The organism is Secundilactobacillus angelensis, assembly GCF_012641075.1.
GTDB lineage: Bacteria > Bacillota > Bacilli > Lactobacillales > Lactobacillaceae > Secundilactobacillus > Secundilactobacillus angelensis.
Genome location: NZ_JAAXLJ010000007.1, coordinates 35,925 through 54,826 on the forward strand (window position 1 = coordinate 35,925; position 18,902 = coordinate 54,826).

Genomic DNA, 18,902 nt, shown 5'->3' on the forward strand with positions numbered 1-18,902 from the left:
AGATCATCTCCCTGTTCAAAATATCACTACTCAAATAATAACAGATTACTTGAGTAGTCGCATGAAATTTCAGAGGGTTTCCAAAAAAAATGGCATTTTACTTGTCGTGACCCTTAGAAATATAGTTGTGTTTCTAAAAAATAGGAGTTGGCGTGCTATAATGTTACCTGAATAGATTTTTGGAGGGAAATTATCTAATGAATCTTGATTGGAGTAGCTTTTTGACGTGGCATAACATCGTAAACCTCCTCGATATTCTCGTCGTCTGGTTTGTTTTTTACGAACTGATTATGCTGCTGCGAGGAACCAAAGCGGTTCAGCTCTTGCGTGGAATTATCGTGATTGTCGTCGTCAAGATAATTGCGGTTTACGTAGGGTTTGGAACGGTATCATGGTTAATGGACCAGGTAATCAACTGGGGTGTCATCGCCATGATCATTATTTTCCAACCAGAGATTCGACGCGGGTTGGAACATCTTGGGCGTGGATCGGTATTCGTTCGTAATCGACAGGTGAATGAGGCCGAAAAACAGATGATTGCCGCCTTAGATAAAGCTATCCAGTACATGTCCAAGCGACGGATCGGTGCTTTGATGACCATTCAAATGGATACTGGACTGGAAGACTATATTGAAACGGGAATTGAATTAGATGCTAAGGTTACCGGTGAGCTGCTGATTAATATTTTTATTCCTAATACACCATTGCACGATGGGGCAGTTATTATTAGGGATAATAAGGTGTCAGTAGCTGCAGCTTACTTACCACTTTCAGACAGCAATCTGATTCCTAAAGAATTAGGAACTCGGCACCGTGCCGCAGTCGGTATCTCGGAAGTAACGGATGCGTTGACAATCGTTATTTCTGAGGAAACAGGTGAAGTCTCGATTACTAAGAATAATGAATTGCTCCGGAACATGGATCAAAACGATTATTTGAAGTTCTTGAATAATGAACTGATCAAGGATCAAGAGCCTGAACAACCGAAAAATCCACTTACCTGGCTGATTGATGCCCTTAGCCAGTTCTTTGGGGGAGGTAATCGGTCATGAAAAAAATCTTCAATAGTCGTTGGACCTACCGGCTAGTGTCGTTATTCTTGGCGGTTTGTCTGTTCTTATACGTGAACAGCACCAAAAGTGCGACTAACCAACAAACCAATAACGCCACTGGAACTAATTCAACAACCTTAACAGCTACTGAGCAAAAAACAGTTTCGGTTCAGCTTAGATTAGATGTCGATTCTGATAAGTATTTTGTAACCGGTTATCCCGAGAAGGTCAAGGTTCATTTGCGAGGACCAGCTGCTTTAGTTACAGCAACGGCCAACACACAGAACTTTCGCGTTTTCGCTGATCTGACCAGTTTTAAACCTGGCGAACATTCCGTGAAATTAAAACAGAGCGGGTTGAACCGCGACCTGAGCTATCAAATTGCTCCTGCTAGCATTAAAGTTAATATTCAGCCTCGTCAGACTGTTAGTTTCCCGGTTAGCGTTCAATATGACAAATCTCGGATTGCTAAAAACTATGTTGCAGGCAGTCCCAACAGTGATGTGACAAGCGTTAAGGCAACGGGTGCTGAGAGCGAAATTGATCGAATCAGTAAGGTCGTAGCACAACTGAATTTGGCTCAAAACACGAAGAAGTCCGTTAATAATGAAGCGGTCATTGAAGCACTTGATAAAAATGGTCGGACAGTGAATGTCATTTTGACGCCCGCTACTACTCAAGTCAACTTACCGGTTACTGGCAAAGGGAACTCCAAGACGGTACCACTGAACTTTAAAGCGAAGAGTGGCAACAGTGACGAAACGTATAGCTTTGAAAGTAATACGAAGTCAATTAAGGTATTTGGTTCTGCATCAGAATTAAAGGCGATTTCAGAGTTCAATGCAGACGTTGACGTGAGTGATGTAAAGAATGAAAAAACCAAAACAATTAGTTTAGACGCAAGCGCTAATAAGGTGACGGGAACTGATCCGGAGAGCGTTAAAGTAACGATTACAGCTGAATCTAAATGATAACTGGAAATGAGGAAATTTAAACATGAAGTATTTTGGAACTGATGGTGTACGTGGTATTGCTAACCAAGAATTAACCCCAGAGTTGGCTTTTCGACTTGGCCGTGCAGGTGGGTATGTCTTAACTGAACACGCAACTGATCGCGAGCAGCCACAAGTGTTAGTTGCTCGAGATACCCGAATTTCAGGGCAGATGTTAGAAGAAGCAATCGTTGCTGGCCTTCTTTCAGTGGGGATTGAAGTCTTACGTTTAGGCGTAATCACTACGCCTGCAGTTGCTTATCTTGTTCGGACACAGGGTGCAGATGCCGGTGTTATGCTGACGGCTTCTCACAACCCAGTCGAAGACAACGGCATCAAGTTCTTCGGTGCGGATGGCTATAAGCTCTCTGATGATCTGGAGGATGAAATCGAAAAGTTGCTGGAACAAACGGATACCTTGCCAAGACCAGCAGCTAAAGGATTAGGAACTGTTGAAGATTATCAAGAAGGCAGCCAAAAATACATTCAATTTTTGGAACAAACCATTGATGACGATTTAACTGGCATGCACATTGCCGTCGATTCAGCTAATGGCGCCACCAGTAATTTGGTTTCAAGATTATACGCTGATCTGGGTGCTGAATTTGATACGATTGCGACGACACCTAATGGCTTGAACATCAATGATCAGGTGGGCTCAACTCATCCAGAACAGCTCCAGAAGTTTACTGTCGAAAAAGGTGCCACGATTGGCCTCGCCTTTGATGGTGATGGCGATCGTTGCATCGCTGTTGATGAGGAAGGCAACGTGATCAACGGTGACAAGATTATGTATATTTGTGGGAAATACATGTCAGAGCACGGCCGTCTTAAGAAGGACACCATCGTCACCACGGTGATGAGTAATCTCGGGATGTATAAGGCTATGGAAGCACATGGCTTGACCAGTGTTAAGACCAAAGTTGGCGACCGCTATGTGGTGGAAGAAATGCTTGCTAACGGTTATAACCTGGGTGGCGAACAGTCAGGTCACATCGTTTTCTTGGACTTTAATACCACTGGTGATGGCATGCTGACAAGCTTGCAGCTGTTGCACATCATGAAAGAAACGGGTAAGAAATTATCAGAGTTAGCTGAAGACGTTCAAGATTACCCACAACAGCTAGTTAATGTTAAAGTTGCTGACAAGAAGGCAGCCTTAGATAATCCTGCTATTAAGGGGATCATTGACACTGTTGAAAAGGAAATGTCTGGTGATGGTCGCGTTTTGGTACGGCCTAGCGGGACTGAACCATTATTGCGGGTCATGGCTGAAGCACCTACGCAAGAAGCCGTTGACGGCTACGTTAACCGCATTGTAGAAGTCGTTAAGAGTGAAGTGGGCATCAACTAGTTTTCTGAAACTATAAAAGCGGTTTTCAAACTTTGCTGTTTGAAAACCGCTTTTTATACGTTTCCTCAAAAACGGGGTGGTTTTCATCTATACCACTTTTTACTTTATTATTGACATATCATTTAAAAGACTGTAGAGTATACATGTCTTTAGATGATAGAAATATTATTGAGTCTATACCAATTACAATATTATGAAAATTAGAGGATGAAATATTATGTGTGGAATTGTTGGTGTTACAGGTAGCGATAATGCAGTAAAAATCTTACTTGACGGCCTACAAAAGCTTGAATACCGTGGTTACGATTCAGCTGGAATTTATGTAAACGACCAGAATGGTCAAGATTACCTCGTGAAAGAAAAGGGCCGTATCGCCGACTTACGCCGTGAAGTTGGCCCCGAAGTTCACGGGACAACCGGGATCGGTCATACGCGTTGGGCAACTCATGGTGTTGTCAGCGTGGCTAACGCACACCCACAGGTCTCAAAAGATGACCGTTTCTATTTAGTTCATAACGGTGTCATCGACAACTTCCAGGAACTCAAGAGTGATTATTTGAGCGACGTTCCTTTCACTAGTCAAACCGATACTGAAGTCATGGTTCAACTGGTTGATAAGTTTGCTGTGGAAGATGGTCTAAACGCCCATGATGCCTTTACTAAAGCATTGAGCTTACTCAAGGGTTCTTCATACGCCTTTTTGCTGATGGATCGTGAGGATCCGGAGACACTTTACGTTGCTAAGAACAAGAGTCCACTATTGATTGGTGTCGGCGACGGCTTTAACGTTGTTTGCTCGGATGCCTTAGCGATGTTACGTGAGACTCATGACTTCCTGGAATTAATGGATGGCGAAGTGGTTACCATTAAGCCTGATGAAGTTAAAATTGAAGACCGAGATGGCAAACCAGTCGAACGGAAGACCTTCCACGTTGATATGGATGCCAACGAAACCGATAAGGGCACTTATCCATTCTACATGTTGAAAGAAATTGATGAGCAGCCAAACGTCATGCGTCGTCTAGCTCAGGTGTATTTATCTGAAACTGGGGAACCGGTCATCAGTGATAAATTACTGAATTCAATGAAGCAAGCTGACCGGATCTACATTGTAGGTGCCGGTACCAGCTACCACGCTGGTTTGGTTGGTAAGCGATTGTTTGAAAGTCTGACCCAGACACCTACGGAAGTACACGTTTCATCTGAATTTGCCTACGAACAACCTATTTTATCTAAAAAACCATTCTTCATTTTCTTGTCACAAAGTGGTGAAACAGCTGATTCTCGTGAAGTGTTAGTTAACGTTAATGCCGGTGGTCACGAGAGTTTAACCATCACTAACGTCCAAAATTCAACTTTATCACGTGAAGCAACTTATACCCTGTTACTCCATGCGGGTCCAGAAATCGCAGTGGCATCCACTAAAGCTTATACTGCACAGATTGCGCTTGAAGCAATTTTGGCTAAGGCTTTGGGCGAGGCTGATAATCAGATCGTTGCACAACGGTTTGACGTTCGTCACCAATTAGGCCTAGTTGCAACAGGTATTCAGGCGATTGTGGACGAGAAGAACAAGATTGAAGAGTTAGCTAAATCAACCTTCTTAGATACTCCGAACGCCTTTTATATCGGTCGTGGAATCGATCAGAATGTTTCCCTTGAAGCCGCTTTGAAGTTGAAGGAAATTTCATACGTTCAAGCGGAGGGCTTTGCTTCTGGTGAATTAAAGCATGGTACGATTGCTCTGATTGAAAAGGGTACACCAGTTATCGGTATCATTACTCAAGAGAAGACAGCTGGCTTAACTCGCTCAAACTTACAAGAAACGATGGCTCGGGGCGCACATATTCTGACCATCGTTTCGGAAAACTTGGCTAAGCCTGGTGATGACATCGTTCTGCCAGACGTTGACGAGTTAATGACGCCACTATTGAGTGTTGTCCCAACGCAGCTAATCGCTTATTATACGAGTCTTAACAAGGGCTTAGACGTTGATAAGCCACGTAATTTAGCTAAGAGTGTTACCGTTGAATAGCTTTTAACAACAAAAAAAATCATCATCAGTCGTAATAGGCTGATGATGATTTTTTTGATATTGACTCAAAGTGGCCGCTTCATTTCAAATAAGCCGTCCACTGTACCATAAACTGATCCCGCGAGTCTGGCTAACGGATCCAGCTTAGCAGCGTCAACGTGGAAGGTCTGGGTATCTAATACCTCGTCTGCAAAGTAAAAGTCGTTGACTTCCAGAATGAAGAGGTCGCTTTGCACTTGAGCTTGATTATCAGTTATGGGTACGTATTGATAGAGCGTTGTTTCAAAACGAACTTTAGGTGCCACAAGTGCAGGAACAGAGATTGTCTGACTTGGGGTAGTAGCAAGCTGGGTGAGATCAAGTTCACTTTGATCACGAGGTAAACTTGCAGCTGTTTGGTTCATTTCGGTGGCTAACGATTGGCTGACGAGGTGGACGACAGCTTCCTGGTTGTCTAATAGATTAGCTGCTGTGTCTTTGAGCTGATTTTGTTTACGACCAATGGCGAGTGTCATTAGGGGTAACTCACTGGAAATGGCTGAAAAGAAGCTGAAGGGAGCGATGTTTAACCTCTGCTTGGGCTTCGGACCTAAAGTGGTCACCCAGGCGATTGGCCGTGGGATAATGCTGCCAGACAGTAATTTATAACGTTTCAGGGCTGTTAGCGAGTTACTTGAGAAATGCTGCATGATAGACCTCCTCAAAGGATTTGCCCTCATTATAGCGCAAGGTGTGATGGCTGGTGTAATGAATAATTGTGAAACAAATAATTTGACGTTTTCAAGCATCTCCGTGGACGTTGAAAGCTCACCGTGGTACAATTCCGCAGTAGAGAAAAGGAGCGACAAACATGAAATTTACAAAAAAACGTAGTCAAAATAGACAAGCAGAAGAGAAACGAGACGCCACATGGAAAAAGTTCAAGACGCAGCAGAATACCCTTGCAGCGAATAAGCGTGGCGATAGGCAGCGAGGCAGTCGAAAAGTAAATTACTAAGCAGAATTGGTCGTTTTTCTTGCAATATTGGTCTAGATGACTTATCATTGGGCTATACCAGCAAAAGGGAGTGGCGAATCATGTCAGAATATACAAAAGCAAAAATGAATGTGATTATCGTTAAAGATCGTACAGAAGGCGGACGGAAAGGATTTGAAGTTTTCCAAAATGCTTACCGGAATGGTGCCAAGGTATTTGGACTAGCAACTGGTAGTACACCAGTGACGACCTATGAAGAACTTACCAAGAGTGACCTTGATTTCAGTCAAATGACGTCGGTTAACCTGGATGAATACGTTGGTTTAGCTCCTGATCATCCACAGAGCTATCACTACTTTATGCAAAAACATTTATTTGATCAAAAACCATTTGCACACTCATATGTTCCGGATGGTTTGAACAGTGATGCAGAAGCTGAGATGAAGCGTTATGATCAAGTAATTGCGGACAATCCAATTGATTTACAGATTTTAGGACTTGGTCAAAACGGTCACATCGGGTTTAATGAACCCGGCACTGATCCTGCACTGGGTACTCATAAAGTTGCCTTGACTGAATCAACGATCAAAGCTAATGCCCGTTTCTTTAAGAATGAAGATGAAGTACCGCGTTATGCTTATTCAATGGGTATTGCCTCGATTTTAACCAGTAAGCATATTCTATTGGAAGCGTTTGGTCCTGAAAAGGCTGAAGCTGTCAAAGCAATGATTGAAGGCCCAATCACGACTGACGTTCCGGCTAGCTTCCTGCAACAACATAATCAAGTGACGATTATTATTGATGAAGCGGCGGCAAGTCAATTAAGTGAAGAATACTAATTCAATTTAGAGAGAATTGAAGGTAGCATGAGAGAGAAGAGCGGCGATGAAGTCGGTCTTCTTTTTATTTTTAGGGGGATGGTTTGGTTGGTCAGCTTTAGTTTTGCTTGTGACAGTGAGTTGTTTAAGAGAAGGTCGACCAAGCTTGTTTTCGCATCATATTCCAATTATAATAAGAATAAATTGTTGTATCTGAGGGGGACATACACATGCGGAAACAATGGATGGTGGGCTTGCTCACTGTTGGCTTAGTCGTATGCGGTTTAACTGGTGTGGGGCACACCAGAGCTGAAGCGAGCACAACGGCTGACACTTTTATCAGCAACATGTCATCGCCGGTAAAAAAGGTTGCTGATCAATACAAACTGTATCCATCAGTCATGATGGCACAGGCTGCGTTGGAAAGTGGTTGGGGAACAAGCCAGCTCACAATCAATGCAAATAATTATTTTGGTATCAAAGGGTCGTATAATGGCGCTTCGGTGACCATGAGTACGGCAGAATACAATGCTAATGGTCAACTTTACTATACGCAGGCGGCCTTTAAAAAATATCCAGATGCAGCAGCTTCCATGACAGATAATGCCCAGCTGTTACGCAATGGGACAGCTTGGAATCCCAATTATTATTCAGGTACTTGGCGAGAAAACGCGCCGACTTACGAATCTGCAGCCAATGCGCTTACAGGGACTTACGCTACTGCACCGAACTATGGTAGTTCCCTGATCAACCTCATTCAGACTTACAAGTTTTATACGCTAGATGGCTCAACTAGTTCAGCGGAGTCCGCAACGCCATCTCAAAAACCCGTAGTTGATACGACCAAGGTCAATTATTACATTGGGTCGAATAGCCAAACGGCAACTTTGGGATCAAAGTATAAGGGGTATGCACTTTATAATCATGTGAAGGGCAGCAAGTACAAAACGACTAAGTACAGTTGGTCCCAGATTGGTGGCTGGCAGGGACGGCCGGTCTGGATTGATGCCCGTGGGTATAAAGTCAGCACGAAGACGAATTGGTATCGAGTCCGGTTTAGCAAACAGACAACCTCAAAGAAATATTGGGTTTACTCAAAAGCGCTTAGTTTTCCTAAGACCACTTACAAGGCTGATAAGAAATCGGTCACTTTGAATGGAACCATTTATCCCGTATATGATCACGTGTTTAATTCAACGTACATTGCCAAACAGTTGACGACCACTAAAGCACTCACAAACCATTCAGTAACAATCGACAAGAAAGCAACTCACGTTCAAAATGGCGTTACCACAACCTGGTATCGAATCCATAGTAGTTCACTAACCGGCTGGGTCAGCTCTCTAGCCATTAAAAAATAAATAAATACTTCAAGATAAAGGCCTTGGTACCGTTCTGGTATCAGGTCTTTTTCAAAGGTTAAGATTTTAATTTATTAGTAAACATTAACTTGTGAAATAATCAGAAACCGGTATAATATTCTCGGTTTAGTATTTAGATAGGAGATTTATGACGATGAAGGTCTGGAAAAAGCTGACAATTTTACTGGTTTCTGCACTGGGACTTGGTGCATTGACAACAGAGACTGTGCAAGCAGACACACACACCGATTTTATTAACCAAATGAGCCAACCAGTACTAAAAGTGAGTCGCCAGAATCATCTATATGGTTCGGTTATGATGGCACAGGCAGCACTGGAAAGCGATTGGGGAACTAGTCAGCTATCCGTTAGCGCGCATAACTATTTTGGCGTTAAGGGCAGTTATGATGGGCACTCGATTACAATGTCCACGGCTGAGGCCAACGCTAGCGGGTCAATGTATAACACGTTAGCTCAGTTTAAGGTTTACCCTTCCGCACAAGCGTCTTTAAATGACTATGCGAAAGTGTTACGTGGTGGGACGACTTGGAATCCGTTTCTCTATGAGGGTGCTTGGCGGGAAAACGCGAGCTCCTACATGACAGCTACGAACATTGTTGCGGAAAACTACGCTACTGACAATGATTATGCGGAGAAGCTTAATAAAATCATTGCTGACTATGATTTGCACGATCGCTTTGATCGCAGCACCGCCAATAGTACGGATGCGGATACCAGCACTCGGGTGACACCTGGTGTGGCTTATGCCAGCTACGACGGGACGGCCACCATCAAAACAGGGTCTATCAAATTTTATAATGGCGTTCCTACGACCAGCGATAAGGCCAAAGTCATTCGAACTAAGGCGTTGGCCAACAAAAAAGTTAAAGTGTTATCGCGTGGCATCGTGACTAAGAACCAAACAATCTGGTATCAGGTTAAAAGCGGTTCGGTAACCGGCTGGGTTCAGATCACTGATATCTTGGGCCTTAAGAGTAACTAGGACCAAACAAGCAAGACAGGGTTCATGTTCTCTGATATAATGACGTTCATAGTGTTATAAACCGAAAAATGATGTTAGGAAGATTTTAATAAAATGGCAACTGATTATAAAATTATGGTGCAAAATGTCACCAAAGAATATGATTTATTTAAAACGCAATCAGAGAAACTACGGGCGTTCTTCGCGTTGAACCGTAAACCGGTACCGCATTTCTGGTCTTTGATGGGCGTTTCACTCAAGGTGATGCCTGGTGAGACTTTAGGACTGATTGGTGTTAACGGCTCTGGAAAGTCCACCTTATCGAATATTATCTCGGGCATTATTCCGCAGACCACGGGCATTGTTGACGTTCGCGGTGAAACCTCGATTATTGCCATTGGTGCAGGGTTACGGGGCAACCTTACCGGACTTGAAAATATTCGCTTAAAGGCTCTGATGCAGGGATTAACCAATGAAGAAATCGACGGTTTAATGGATGACATCGTTAGCTTCGCTGATATTGGTGATTTTCTGTATCAACCGGTTAAGAGTTATTCTAGCGGGATGAAATCTCGACTTGGCTTTTCGATTGCTGTCCATGTGAACCCAGATATTCTCATTATTGATGAGGCTCTTTCGGTTGGTGATGATACTTTCTATCAAAAGTGCGTGGATAAGATCACTGAATTTAAGGCTGAGGGGAAGACGATTATCTTTGTCAGTCACTCTTTGAAGCAGGTTGAAATGCTTTGTGACCGCGTTGCTTGGATCCATTACGGTAACTTAAAAGAAGTCGGCGATACTGCGCCAATCGTTTCGGACTACCGTGAATTTGTGAAATGGTTTAAGAACTTAAGTAAAAAAGAAAAGAAACAGTTTCAGTTAAGAATGAAAGAGGCTCAAAAAGCTTTTGATATTGATGCGTTTCAGGCTTCGGTGGTGGAAGAACGGCAGAAACAAAATCCGACTGAACAAAACGTGGCTGGCAAGGTTAAGAAAGACTTTTATGGGTCCGTTATCAGTGAAAAGATGACTCTGAGTAGCCGGCTTTTGACGTTGGCGGTGGTGTTACTGCTGGTGTTTACGTGTTGGACAAACCTATCGGGTCATTCACTGTCAGAAGTTGTTTCTAACCCAACCACTTTAGTTCATCCCACAGCTCACGTGGATAAGACGGGGAGCTTGGATAAATAAATGAGCATTTAATTAGAAAAATGTGAGTATTCTCATAAAAAGTGTTATACTATAAATAACCATTTATTTACCCCCTGATTAGTTTTAACGAAAAGGGATATCTCACTAGTTTCTTGGGCCCCAATCGTTCTTTTGGACGGTTGGGGCTTTTTTAGCTCAAAGTCAACATGATAGGAATTTTTTAAAAAAGGTTGACAGCGCTTTCATAGTGCCTTATAGTATTCATTGTAAGGTATGAATTAATTACCTTCTAATCAATTCTCTTTCTCTCTTATGCCGCCACTATCTTTGATAGTGGCTTTTTGTGTTATATTATATGTGATAGTTACAGATGGAGGGAGCCCTTTACAATTGAAGAGTCACGAAACGTTTACACTCATTGAAGAGATTACTCGATTAGACGGTACCAAGTATATGGAAATCAGTAATATGGTGCAAAATGGTCGAGCTGAGTTGGCTGCTGAACGAGGTTTCATCAAGCAAGTTCGAATTTTACAGTTAAATATTCCCCATTCACCACACGTTGAAGCGTATGAGAACTACGTCAACGAAAACTATGAAATGCCAACTGAAGAGATGGATCATTTTGAGGAGTGGCAGAAGCCAGAAAAGATCCAGCACGAAGTTGATATGGTTTTAAAAGAAAATCACATTGGCTAATGAAAAAGGTTTGCACGTCAAGAATATTTATGGTATAAATAATTCATGGCGTTTTTATTGCCCCGTAGTTCAGTGGTAGAATAATTGACTGTTAATCAAGAGGTCGCTGGTTCGAGCCCAGCCGGGGCAGTCACAATAAAGAGCGGTTTTTAGTTTAAACATATTAAAATCTGGCAATCAGTTGATTTCACTGATTGCCAGATTTTTTGGTTCATGGTGTTAAGACTTAGGGTTGAAAGCAATTGATGTGAGATACTATGCTTCATCAGTTGTAAAGCGATTCAAAGTCATTTCTGCTTTTGCATGAACGTTGTGGAGCTGTAATTCTTTTAGATGTTCAAATAGAATTCCCTCACGCAAACCACTATTAGAAAAAGTAATGCGATCAGAGTCCAGATAACGCATCAATAAGGTCAATGGCGTCAAACCCCCGACTATGATGTCAGCACGGTCTTTACTGAGCCCAGGGATTGCTTTTCGGCCTTCTAAGTCTTGGCTAACAATTCTGGAGAAAGTGTCATCGACTGAATGCCGACTTAATCGATAACCATGGATATTCTCAAAATCAAGGATATTATTGAAACGTCGGTTGATTTTAGCCATTGTCCGATTACTTCCACCAAGGCCAATAACTGGTAAATTAAGCCCGTTACGCAACCACCAGATGCTGCTATAAACGTCGTTAACAAACGTCATGAGTTTAAACAAGCTGGCAGCGGTAATCTGATCGGTAGGTAGGTATTCCTGTGTTAGGTTAACACTGCCTAGGGGAATACTAATCAGATGACTAATAGCACTGTTTTGCACCAGCACAATTTCGGAGCTGGCGCCACCAGTATCTAAAATGACTGCGTTGGTTGCTGGTAAGGTTTCGCTCACACCAAGATAGTCATAGTAGGCTTCCATGGTGCCAGGCAAGACGACAAGTTTAATGTCTAGCTCAGTTTCAACCCGTTTTAGAAACTTTTTTTGATTCGTAGCTTGACGGGTGGCAGCTGTTGCAACTGCTTTGAGACGGACGTTGTTCATCTTTGAATAAACATCTTTGAATTCCTGCAAGGCTACCATTGTTCGGTCAATGGCTTCGGGTTGTAGGAGCTTTTTTTCACCCATATTTTCGGAAAGCCGAACGTATTCTTTCATCTGTTTAACCGTAGAGTAAGTGCCATCATCATCGATTTGGGTAATCGTCATTCGAGCTGAGTTGGAACCCAGATCAATCACTGCAAAATTTTCCATTAGTCAGATTCACTCCCATCATCGTAATTTAAAGGATTGGGTTGATTTTCGGGACTCAACATGGGTTGAAATTCGGTAGGGGCCGCCTTAGCTGCTGCAGTTTGATCACGTTGGACACGTTCAGCAGCCGCTTTAGCGAAGACAGCTTGTGATTCCAGCGGTACCAACCCTCGACGGTCAATGTGTACGTACGAATTGTCTGGTTGCAGTACCCGTGTCTTAACGTTATCATGCCACATCGTGTCGTAAATTTGAAGTACGCGATCGGCCAAATCGGGTTGTAGAATTGGGAAAAGTAATTCTACTCGGCGATTCAAGTTACGGGTCATCAGGTCAGCACTAGAAAGATAAACACTTTGCTGACCGTCAATATCGAAACTGTAGATCCGGCTATGTTCTAGAAAACGACCAACAATGGAGTGAACAGTGATATTGTCACTCACATCTGGGATCCCCGTTTTCAGGCAACAGATTCCGCGAATAATCAGCTGAATATTGACACCACAATGAGATGCTTTATATAAATGTTCAATCATCTTTTGATCTGACAAGGAATTCATTTTCATCCGAACAGTTACTTTAGCGCCCTCTTTAGCAGCATCACACGCTTGAGTCAGTTTGTCGTATATAAATTCGCGAATACCATCTGGGCTAATGTGGAGCTGGTGAAAGTAGGGCGGCTTGGAATAGCCGGATAGCATATTGAAGATATTGGTAGCATCGATACCCATGTCATTATTGACAGTGAACAAGCCCATATCCGTGTAGAAGTGTGCAGTAACGTCGTTATAGTTACCGGTACCCATATGCATGTATCGACGAATACCGCCTTGTTCTCGGCGGACAACCAGTGATAATTTACAGTGCGTTTTCAGCCCAATTAACCCATATATCACGTGGCAGCCCATTTTTTCAAGTTGTTTGGCCCAGTGAACGTTGTTTTGCTCATCAAAGCGGGCTTTAACCTCCACCAGTACGGTTACTTGCTTGCCATTTTGAGCAGCCCGGCCAAGATAGCGGATAATTGGTGAGTCGCCAGACACCCGGTAAAGCGTCATTTTAATGGCTAAGGTATCGGGATCGGATGCAGACTGACGGATGAATTCTACCACAGGGTCAAACTTGTCGTAGGGATGTTGCATTAACCAGTCATGGGAACGAATAGCCGCAAAAATATCATGGTTATGGTCTAATTTCTTTGACTGGTAAGCAGGAAAGCTGGCGTATTTCAAATCATCATGATTAATGATTTGGCTGACCAGTTTGCTCAAATAAGTTAAATCGACTGGACCGCTGGCTTCATAAACGGCGAAGTCGGGAGTACCCAACTCTTTATTCAACCGTTTTAACAACTTTTTGCTGATGGTGTTTTCAACTTCGAGGCGAATCACATTTCCGTGTTCGCGCAGTTTCAATTGCTGCTGAACGTCCTTGAGTAGATCGGATGTATCTTCTTCAGCAACGTCCAAATCCATATCGCGAATGACACGGAAGACGACGCTCTCTTTCACGTTATAGTTAACGAAGAGTTGTCCGACAAAGGTTTTAATAATCTCTTCAATAAGAATAAAGGTATTTTCTTCACCGGGTAACCGGACTACACGCGGGAAAACGTCTGGAATCTGCAAGGTTGCATATAAGTGACCGCTGCCATCGTTAGGTGTGAGTTGAACGGCCAGGTTTAACGTGTCATTAGCGATGAATGGGAAAGGTCTGGAACTGTCATCAGCCATTGGCGTTAGTACCGGATAAAGTTCGTCGTGGAAATAACTTTTGATAAACTGAAATTGTTCGGCTGTTAAATTAGTCGCTTTTTTGACGTGGACGCCAATTTGCTGCACAGCAGGAATCAGTGAGCGGTTCAACGTATTGTATTGCTTGATCAGCATTTCGTGGGCGCGAACGTTAACGGCTCGTAATTGTTCTTCAGCGGTTAAGCCCGAGGCATCTGGTTTAGGATAATTGACTGCGGCTAATTTTGCTAAAGAAGCCACCCGAACCATGAAGAATTCATCGAGATTGCTTTGAGTGATACTTAAGAACTTTAATCGTTCAAGGAGTGGATTGCCCTTATCTCGTGATTCCTCTAACACACGGTCGTTAAAATCGAGCCAGCTTAATTCACGGTTGGTGAAGTATTCAGGGTTACTGTAATTCTTTTTATCACTCATTTTGAACTCACACTCCTTTGCTTCAACCTTGGTTTCAAACCAAACGTTTCTTCAAAAAACTGACTCTTATACGCGAACTCCCAATTTTCAAAGGATAAGTTGTCATTACTATAAACCGTAATGACGAGTGCCGGTGTTTTTATTGAAACAGAGATTCGACTTATTTTTTGTTGCCGATCGTCATCTAACGCATCAGCTAGACGAAGAATCGCAGCAAGCTTTGCAACCAATAACCGCTCACCAGTGTCCAACTTCTGGAAATGACTCAGATCTTCACTTGGGGTTGTAGAACTATGATATCTGGCAATGGCGGCGATAATTTGCCGTTCGTGAATCGACAACCCAATAATACTTGTATGCCGAATGATGTAGTCAGAGTGCAGATAGTGTTCATGAGCAGCAACGTAAGCGCCAACGTCATGCAAAATTGAAGCAACTTGGAGTAACAAGCGGTCTCGGGACGTAAGCTGGTGGATTGGTTTTAATTGATCAAAGAGGTGTAAGGCAAACTTCGTGACCAGTTCACGATGGACGGGCTCAACACGGTAATGGTTCGCCATATTGGAGGCAGCGGTGATGGTCTGTTCAGAGAAATCATACTTACTGTAGCCGTTGCTGACCGCTTCGTTAATGGCTAAGCCATCCAGCACGGTATTTCGAGAAAAATGCAGTGAACCAGCTTGGGTTAAGTGCATCAGTTTGCGAACTAATAATAGTTCCGGTAGTAATAAAGGAATTTCAGTCTCTTTAACGCCGTATTGTTCAATCAAAAATTGGTCAGAGGCATCCACAACACGATCAAAAATTTCTTCAAATTGGTCTGCAGTGAGTGTATGATTCTGTTCATTTTCTACGGTTAGCTGGCTCAGGGGCATCGAACTGAGTAAAATTAATTCACTTGGACCATCAACACTTTCCTGAGGTAATAATCGTTTATAGTCTGACAATTTACTATCAATATAATCACTAAGAACTTCAACAGAATTAGGGGCGCTTTGGCGGAGGCTTTGCAGATCTTCAGCGATTCGAACTGGACCCAAAGAATAGTAACTGGAATACACAAACGACAGCTTATTAAATTGCGTAATGGTGGTGTTCCCTGAGTTAATGCCCACCAAATAAGTTAAGTCCTGGCTGGAAGCGATTTTCTTCTGACGCAGGTCAACGAGTACAGCCTGGTTACGATAGTAGGTTTCTTCGCTGATCGATAACCAGTTAAGCTTGATCCCGGTTTTTAAAAACACTTGGTCAGCGATAAAATCGGCGTTGATCGCCTTGGAAAGCGCCTCACTTCCCCAAAGCCGGTAATCCTCAATTTGGTAGTCGTTGAGCAATTGTAAAAAGCCCCGTAACGATGTCGCCATTTGATCCACTAAATCAAATTTAATCGGCTGATGTCGGTATAAGTCATCGCCGACTGGGAGCTCTTTGTGAACCCGTTCAATTGTTTTAAGTGATTTCAGGTCAACAATGAGTAGCTCCAATCCTTGAACGGAGATAATCATTGTCCCAAAGTAATGGTTTGCCAAATTAGTCGCCTCCAAAATAAAATTTAATAGAACACTTGATTATCCATAATTAAACGACTGATGTGTTTTTCAGTTTGCTGATTTTCGGGTGGCAAGGTCATATAATCACCGTACATTCGGGTAAGAATGTCATCGTAGGATGTCGGCACATTCACTTGCAGATATTCAAAAGGTACCGTGGTTAAATTATTGATTTCACTGCCAGAAAGAATTTCGCGATCGTAACTATACTGTGAGGCCAGATTTTTGTAGAAGTTAAAGCCTTGGTTATCATACTGGCGCATAATATTTTCACGTTCATGTTTCAGCTGGTTAAGATCCTCTAGTTTTTCTGGCTTAGGGTCTGACTTAAACTTGCGTAGCGGTGTCTCAATCACGTTGTAGCCAGCCTTTAAAATAATCCAACTGTCGAGGAGCTTAAAGTGCGTCATTTGGCTGCGTCTTTTAGCTGGTTCATCTGGAATCTGATCAAAGGGGAAAATGTCAATGAAGACGCCTTTTCGAGCGTTATTCACGTTTCCCTTTTCTTCGATGTAGGTGTGTCTATCCAGTAATTTCATATAACTAAATCCGTACGCGTCATCTGAGTAGGGAGTTTGCAGGAAGTAGTGGTCACCCCGTAGCTTGTTTGGTGCCAGTTTGGCAAATTTTTCGTAGTCGCCTCGGGTCATACCAATATCCATATCATCGTCCCACGGAATGAACCCCTGATGCCGGATTGCGCCTAATAGGGAGCCTCCGATTAAAAAATAATTAAGGGATAGCTCCTTACAGAGTGAAATAATTTTTGCTAAGTTTCCCAGTTCAATTTTATGAATGTGATCAACGAGTTCGATAAGCTTAGCCTTCTTTTTGAATTTACCTTAATTTTACACTCTTTTTATTACGGATTAAACTTCTACGAGTCGCTGATTGGAGTTGTTTACTTTCAAAATAAAGTCTTGAAAACTACAGTGTTTTTGCTTTCATATGGTAATCTTTTTAAGAAAATGATAAGCTACACATAGGAATGATATTAGATTAGGGTGAGTGAAATGGATCGATCAAAATTACTGGATGAGTACATTGATGTTTACATGAAGTCGCTTAAATATCTGGATTCTTTTGTTTCAGAACCGGCGATGAAGTTTAATTTGTCATTTGAACAGTACCTGATTATGCATGATATTGCGCAACAAGCCCAAGTTACTCTGGCACGTATCGCGGACAAACGGGGGGTTACGCGGAGTGCCATTTCTCGGCAGATCAAAGTGTTATTAAAGTTGAATTATATTTTTCAGCAGCGTGATGAAAAGGATCATCGCAGACAATTTTTGCGTCTAACACCTTTGGGAAGCAAAATTGAGGCTGTGTTGGCGCAGGCGGCTGAAGATCGGTTCAGCGGCTGGGTTGATATTTTTGGTGAGGATCGCGCCAATGATTTACTGCAGTTTATTCGTGAGTTTAGCGAAGCAGCTAATTTGGAGAATAACTCAAGGAATCAGTAAATTGATAGAAAAAAGCACCTTTTGAACTGTAGACAAAATGCGGTTCGAAGGGTGCTTTTTAATCATCAAAATTATCAACAACCTCAACGGTGTAGTTACCGCTGTTACGCAATAGTTTTGAAACGGGACAGCGACGTTCAGCTTGGTGGACAAAATCCACAGCCTGACTGTGGGTGACGTTGGGAACCCGAATTCGGGCAGTGACTAGAAAGTCCAGACCATCAGTACTTTTCACCATACTGACATGAACGTGAACCGATGCGAGATGAGGCAAACCATTTTCCTTCTCGATTGCTTCTAAAGTAGCTGACATGCATGTACTTAGTGAAAGGCCGAGTAACTGTTCGGGGTTGGTTCCTGGCGTGTCTTCTAGCGGATGACTGACGGCCACTGCTAAACCGTTCGGAATATAAGCAACGCCTTGAACACCATCGTTATTAATGGCTTCTGTTTCATATTTATGGATGTAGTGTTTTTCTTCTGTCAAAATTAAGCACTCCTTTCGTTCTTATTTTAGAGGTTTAAATCTGAAAACACAACGTTGCCGACTCAACTATACCAATTATGATATTTTTGATTAAAAGGTTTTTAATTGATGCGTTTATGAAAACAATGTTTGACTAATCATGCTTTCAAAATGGGAAAATACATGTTGGGGAAATCTAATTGATAATTTGAAATTTCGACTTTAAAACTAGACCAATTACACCTAATGAGCTATAATTACCTTGTTGTAGGAGTTGGTTTGGTAGTCCTGAAGCTTTGGAGGTCTCACTAATGAGTGTGATAAACTTTTCAGGCCACCCCGTAGTGCGAGAAGCCTTGGTTAAGCAGTTCAATCAACAAGGGAAATCGATTGATGCAGAGACGATGGCACACTTTCGGTCGATGGTACTCACCCATACCGAGCTGTTTGGGGAGCAGAACGGTACGCGGGGACAAACGGATATCTAGCAATTTGATTTGGGATAGTTACAATAAGCGGGATGATATTTTGTCATCCCGCTTATTGTGTGTTGGTACGTTGTTAACTTGAATTTAATTTCTAAAAT

The 18,902-nt window shown here is 42.6% G+C and carries 18 protein-coding genes and 1 tRNA gene; 13 read left to right on the plus strand and 6 right to left on the minus strand.

Translation table 11 applies throughout. The features are described 5' to 3' along the window. Positions 1–197: 197 nt before the first annotated feature. The 4 genes from cdaA to glmS all read left to right on the plus strand — a co-directional run bounded on the left by cdaA (position 198) and on the right by glmS (position 5,433). Positions 198–1,052 (plus strand): diadenylate cyclase CdaA, encoded by an 855-nt coding sequence (gene cdaA / locus HC026_RS05450; RefSeq protein ID WP_168924988.1) that lies wholly within the window; start codon positions 198–200, stop codon positions 1,050–1,052. Beyond that, positions 1,049–2,023 (plus strand): CdaR family protein, encoded by a 975-nt coding sequence (locus HC026_RS05455; protein ID WP_168924989.1) that lies wholly within the window; start codon positions 1,049–1,051, stop codon positions 2,021–2,023. Before cdaA ends, HC026_RS05455 begins: the two co-directional genes overlap by 4 nt. A gap of 25 nt (positions 2,024–2,048) precedes the next feature. Beyond that, the gene (gene glmM / locus HC026_RS05460) at positions 2,049–3,398 is read left to right on the plus strand and encodes a phosphoglucosamine mutase (RefSeq protein WP_168924990.1); all 1,350 of its coding nucleotides are present in this window, start codon (positions 2,049–2,051) and stop codon (positions 3,396–3,398) included. A 217-nt stretch (positions 3,399–3,615) separates the two neighbouring features. Then, a complete protein-coding gene (gene glmS, locus HC026_RS05465; RefSeq protein ID WP_168924991.1) occupies positions 3,616–5,433 on the plus strand; it encodes a glutamine--fructose-6-phosphate transaminase (isomerizing) in 1,818 nt (605 codons plus the stop codon). 65 nt (positions 5,434–5,498) lie between these two features. Here glmS and HC026_RS05470 read toward each other — a convergent pair whose 3' ends face one another. Further along, positions 5,499–6,122, minus strand: coding sequence for a flavin reductase family protein (locus HC026_RS05470; RefSeq protein WP_168924992.1), 624 nt, complete (start codon positions 6,120–6,122; stop codon positions 5,499–5,501). Positions 6,123–6,283: 161 nt separating this feature from the next. Here HC026_RS05470 and HC026_RS05475 point away from each other — a divergent pair, with 161 nt between their 5' ends. The 7 genes from HC026_RS05475 to HC026_RS05505 all read left to right on the plus strand — a co-directional run bounded on the left by HC026_RS05475 (position 6,284) and on the right by HC026_RS05505 (position 11,554). Then, positions 6,284–6,430: a hypothetical protein gene (locus HC026_RS05475; protein WP_168924993.1), complete on the plus strand. Its 147-nt coding sequence runs from the start codon at positions 6,284–6,286 to the stop codon at positions 6,428–6,430. A gap of 104 nt (positions 6,431–6,534) precedes the next feature. Continuing rightward, entirely contained in the window at positions 6,535–7,248 is a 714-nt protein-coding gene (locus HC026_RS05480; protein ID WP_168925088.1) for a glucosamine-6-phosphate deaminase, read from the plus strand. A 209-nt stretch (positions 7,249–7,457) separates the two neighbouring features. Continuing rightward, the gene (locus HC026_RS05485; protein WP_168924994.1) at positions 7,458–8,588 is read left to right on the plus strand and encodes a glycoside hydrolase family 73 protein; all 1,131 of its coding nucleotides are present in this window, start codon (positions 7,458–7,460) and stop codon (positions 8,586–8,588) included. Between the two features lie 154 nt (positions 8,589–8,742). Beyond that, entirely contained in the window at positions 8,743–9,591 is an 849-nt protein-coding gene (locus HC026_RS05490) for a glucosaminidase domain-containing protein (RefSeq protein WP_168924995.1), read from the plus strand. A gap of 93 nt (positions 9,592–9,684) precedes the next feature. Next, the gene (locus HC026_RS05495; RefSeq protein WP_168924996.1) at positions 9,685–10,764 is read left to right on the plus strand and encodes an ABC transporter ATP-binding protein; all 1,080 of its coding nucleotides are present in this window, start codon (positions 9,685–9,687) and stop codon (positions 10,762–10,764) included. A 351-nt stretch (positions 10,765–11,115) separates the two neighbouring features. After that, complete coding sequence (locus HC026_RS05500; RefSeq protein ID WP_168924997.1) at positions 11,116–11,424, plus strand: hypothetical protein; 309 nt, start codon at positions 11,116–11,118, stop codon at positions 11,422–11,424. A 58-nt stretch (positions 11,425–11,482) separates the two neighbouring features. Further along, positions 11,483–11,554 (plus strand) — tRNA-Asn (locus HC026_RS05505). A gap of 125 nt (positions 11,555–11,679) precedes the next feature. Here the strand turns inward: HC026_RS05505 and HC026_RS05510 are convergent. The 4 genes from HC026_RS05510 to HC026_RS05525 are packed head-to-tail and all read right to left on the minus strand — an operon-like array spanning position 11,680 to position 17,199. Beyond that, entirely contained in the window at positions 11,680–12,663 is a 984-nt protein-coding gene (locus HC026_RS05510) for a Ppx/GppA family phosphatase (protein WP_168924998.1), read from the minus strand. Further along, positions 12,663–14,834 carry an RNA degradosome polyphosphate kinase gene (locus tag HC026_RS05515; protein WP_168924999.1) on the minus strand — a complete coding sequence of 724 codons (2,172 nt, stop codon included), beginning with the start codon at positions 14,832–14,834 and terminating at the stop codon, positions 12,663–12,665. The genes HC026_RS05510 and HC026_RS05515 overlap by 1 nt, the downstream gene beginning before the upstream one ends. Continuing rightward, positions 14,831–16,363: a Ppx/GppA phosphatase family protein gene (locus HC026_RS05520; protein ID WP_211089421.1), complete on the minus strand. Its 1,533-nt coding sequence runs from the start codon at positions 16,361–16,363 to the stop codon at positions 14,831–14,833. The genes HC026_RS05515 and HC026_RS05520 overlap by 4 nt, the downstream gene beginning before the upstream one ends. A 23-nt stretch (positions 16,364–16,386) precedes the next feature. Continuing rightward, on the minus strand, positions 16,387–17,199 hold the full coding sequence (locus HC026_RS05525; protein WP_168925090.1) for a LicD family protein: 813 nt from the start codon (positions 17,197–17,199) through the stop codon (positions 16,387–16,389). 198 nt (positions 17,200–17,397) lie between these two features. Between HC026_RS05525 and HC026_RS05530 the strand changes: the two genes are divergently transcribed. Continuing rightward, entirely contained in the window at positions 17,398–17,850 is a 453-nt protein-coding gene (locus HC026_RS05530; RefSeq protein ID WP_211089422.1) for a MarR family winged helix-turn-helix transcriptional regulator, read from the plus strand. 58 nt (positions 17,851–17,908) lie between these two features. Here HC026_RS05530 and HC026_RS05535 read toward each other — a convergent pair whose 3' ends face one another. Continuing rightward, a complete protein-coding gene (locus HC026_RS05535; protein WP_168925001.1) occupies positions 17,909–18,337 on the minus strand; it encodes an OsmC family protein in 429 nt (142 codons plus the stop codon). Positions 18,338–18,627: 290 nt separating this feature from the next. Here HC026_RS05535 and HC026_RS05540 point away from each other — a divergent pair, with 290 nt between their 5' ends. Continuing rightward, positions 18,628–18,804, plus strand: coding sequence for a hypothetical protein (locus HC026_RS05540; protein WP_168925002.1), 177 nt, complete (start codon positions 18,628–18,630; stop codon positions 18,802–18,804). Positions 18,805–18,902 lie beyond the last annotated feature (98 nt).

What these genes read in the sequence shown, in the direction of transcription:
- HC026_RS05530 (WP_211089422.1), top strand. Translation starts at nt 17,398, where the DNA reads ATGGATCGATCAAAATTACTGGATGAGTACATTGATGTTTACATGAAG.
- HC026_RS05495 (WP_168924996.1), top strand. Translation starts at nt 9,685, where the DNA reads ATGGCAACTGATTATAAAATTATGGTGCAAAATGTCACCAAAGAATAT.
- HC026_RS05485 (WP_168924994.1), top strand. Translation starts at nt 7,458, where the DNA reads ATGCGGAAACAATGGATGGTGGGCTTGCTCACTGTTGGCTTAGTCGTA.
- HC026_RS05475 (WP_168924993.1), top strand. Translation starts at nt 6,284, where the DNA reads ATGAAATTTACAAAAAAACGTAGTCAAAATAGACAAGCAGAAGAGAAA.
- cdaA (WP_168924988.1), top strand. Translation starts at nt 198, where the DNA reads ATGAATCTTGATTGGAGTAGCTTTTTGACGTGGCATAACATCGTAAAC.
- glmM (WP_168924990.1), top strand. Translation starts at nt 2,049, where the DNA reads ATGAAGTATTTTGGAACTGATGGTGTACGTGGTATTGCTAACCAAGAA.
- HC026_RS05515 (WP_168924999.1), bottom strand. Translation starts at nt 14,834, where the DNA reads ATGAGTGATAAAAAGAATTACAGTAACCCTGAATACTTCACCAACCGT.
- HC026_RS05510 (WP_168924998.1), bottom strand. Translation starts at nt 12,663, where the DNA reads ATGGAAAATTTTGCAGTGATTGATCTGGGTTCCAACTCAGCTCGAATG.
- HC026_RS05540 (WP_168925002.1), top strand. Translation starts at nt 18,628, where the DNA reads ATGAGTGTGATAAACTTTTCAGGCCACCCCGTAGTGCGAGAAGCCTTG.
- glmS (WP_168924991.1), top strand. Translation starts at nt 3,616, where the DNA reads ATGTGTGGAATTGTTGGTGTTACAGGTAGCGATAATGCAGTAAAAATC.
- HC026_RS05490 (WP_168924995.1), top strand. Translation starts at nt 8,743, where the DNA reads ATGAAGGTCTGGAAAAAGCTGACAATTTTACTGGTTTCTGCACTGGGA.
- HC026_RS05480 (WP_168925088.1), top strand. Translation starts at nt 6,535, where the DNA reads ATGAATGTGATTATCGTTAAAGATCGTACAGAAGGCGGACGGAAAGGA.
- HC026_RS05470 (WP_168924992.1), bottom strand. Translation starts at nt 6,122, where the DNA reads ATGCAGCATTTCTCAAGTAACTCGCTAACAGCCCTGAAACGTTATAAA.
- HC026_RS05455 (WP_168924989.1), top strand. Translation starts at nt 1,049, where the DNA reads ATGAAAAAAATCTTCAATAGTCGTTGGACCTACCGGCTAGTGTCGTTA.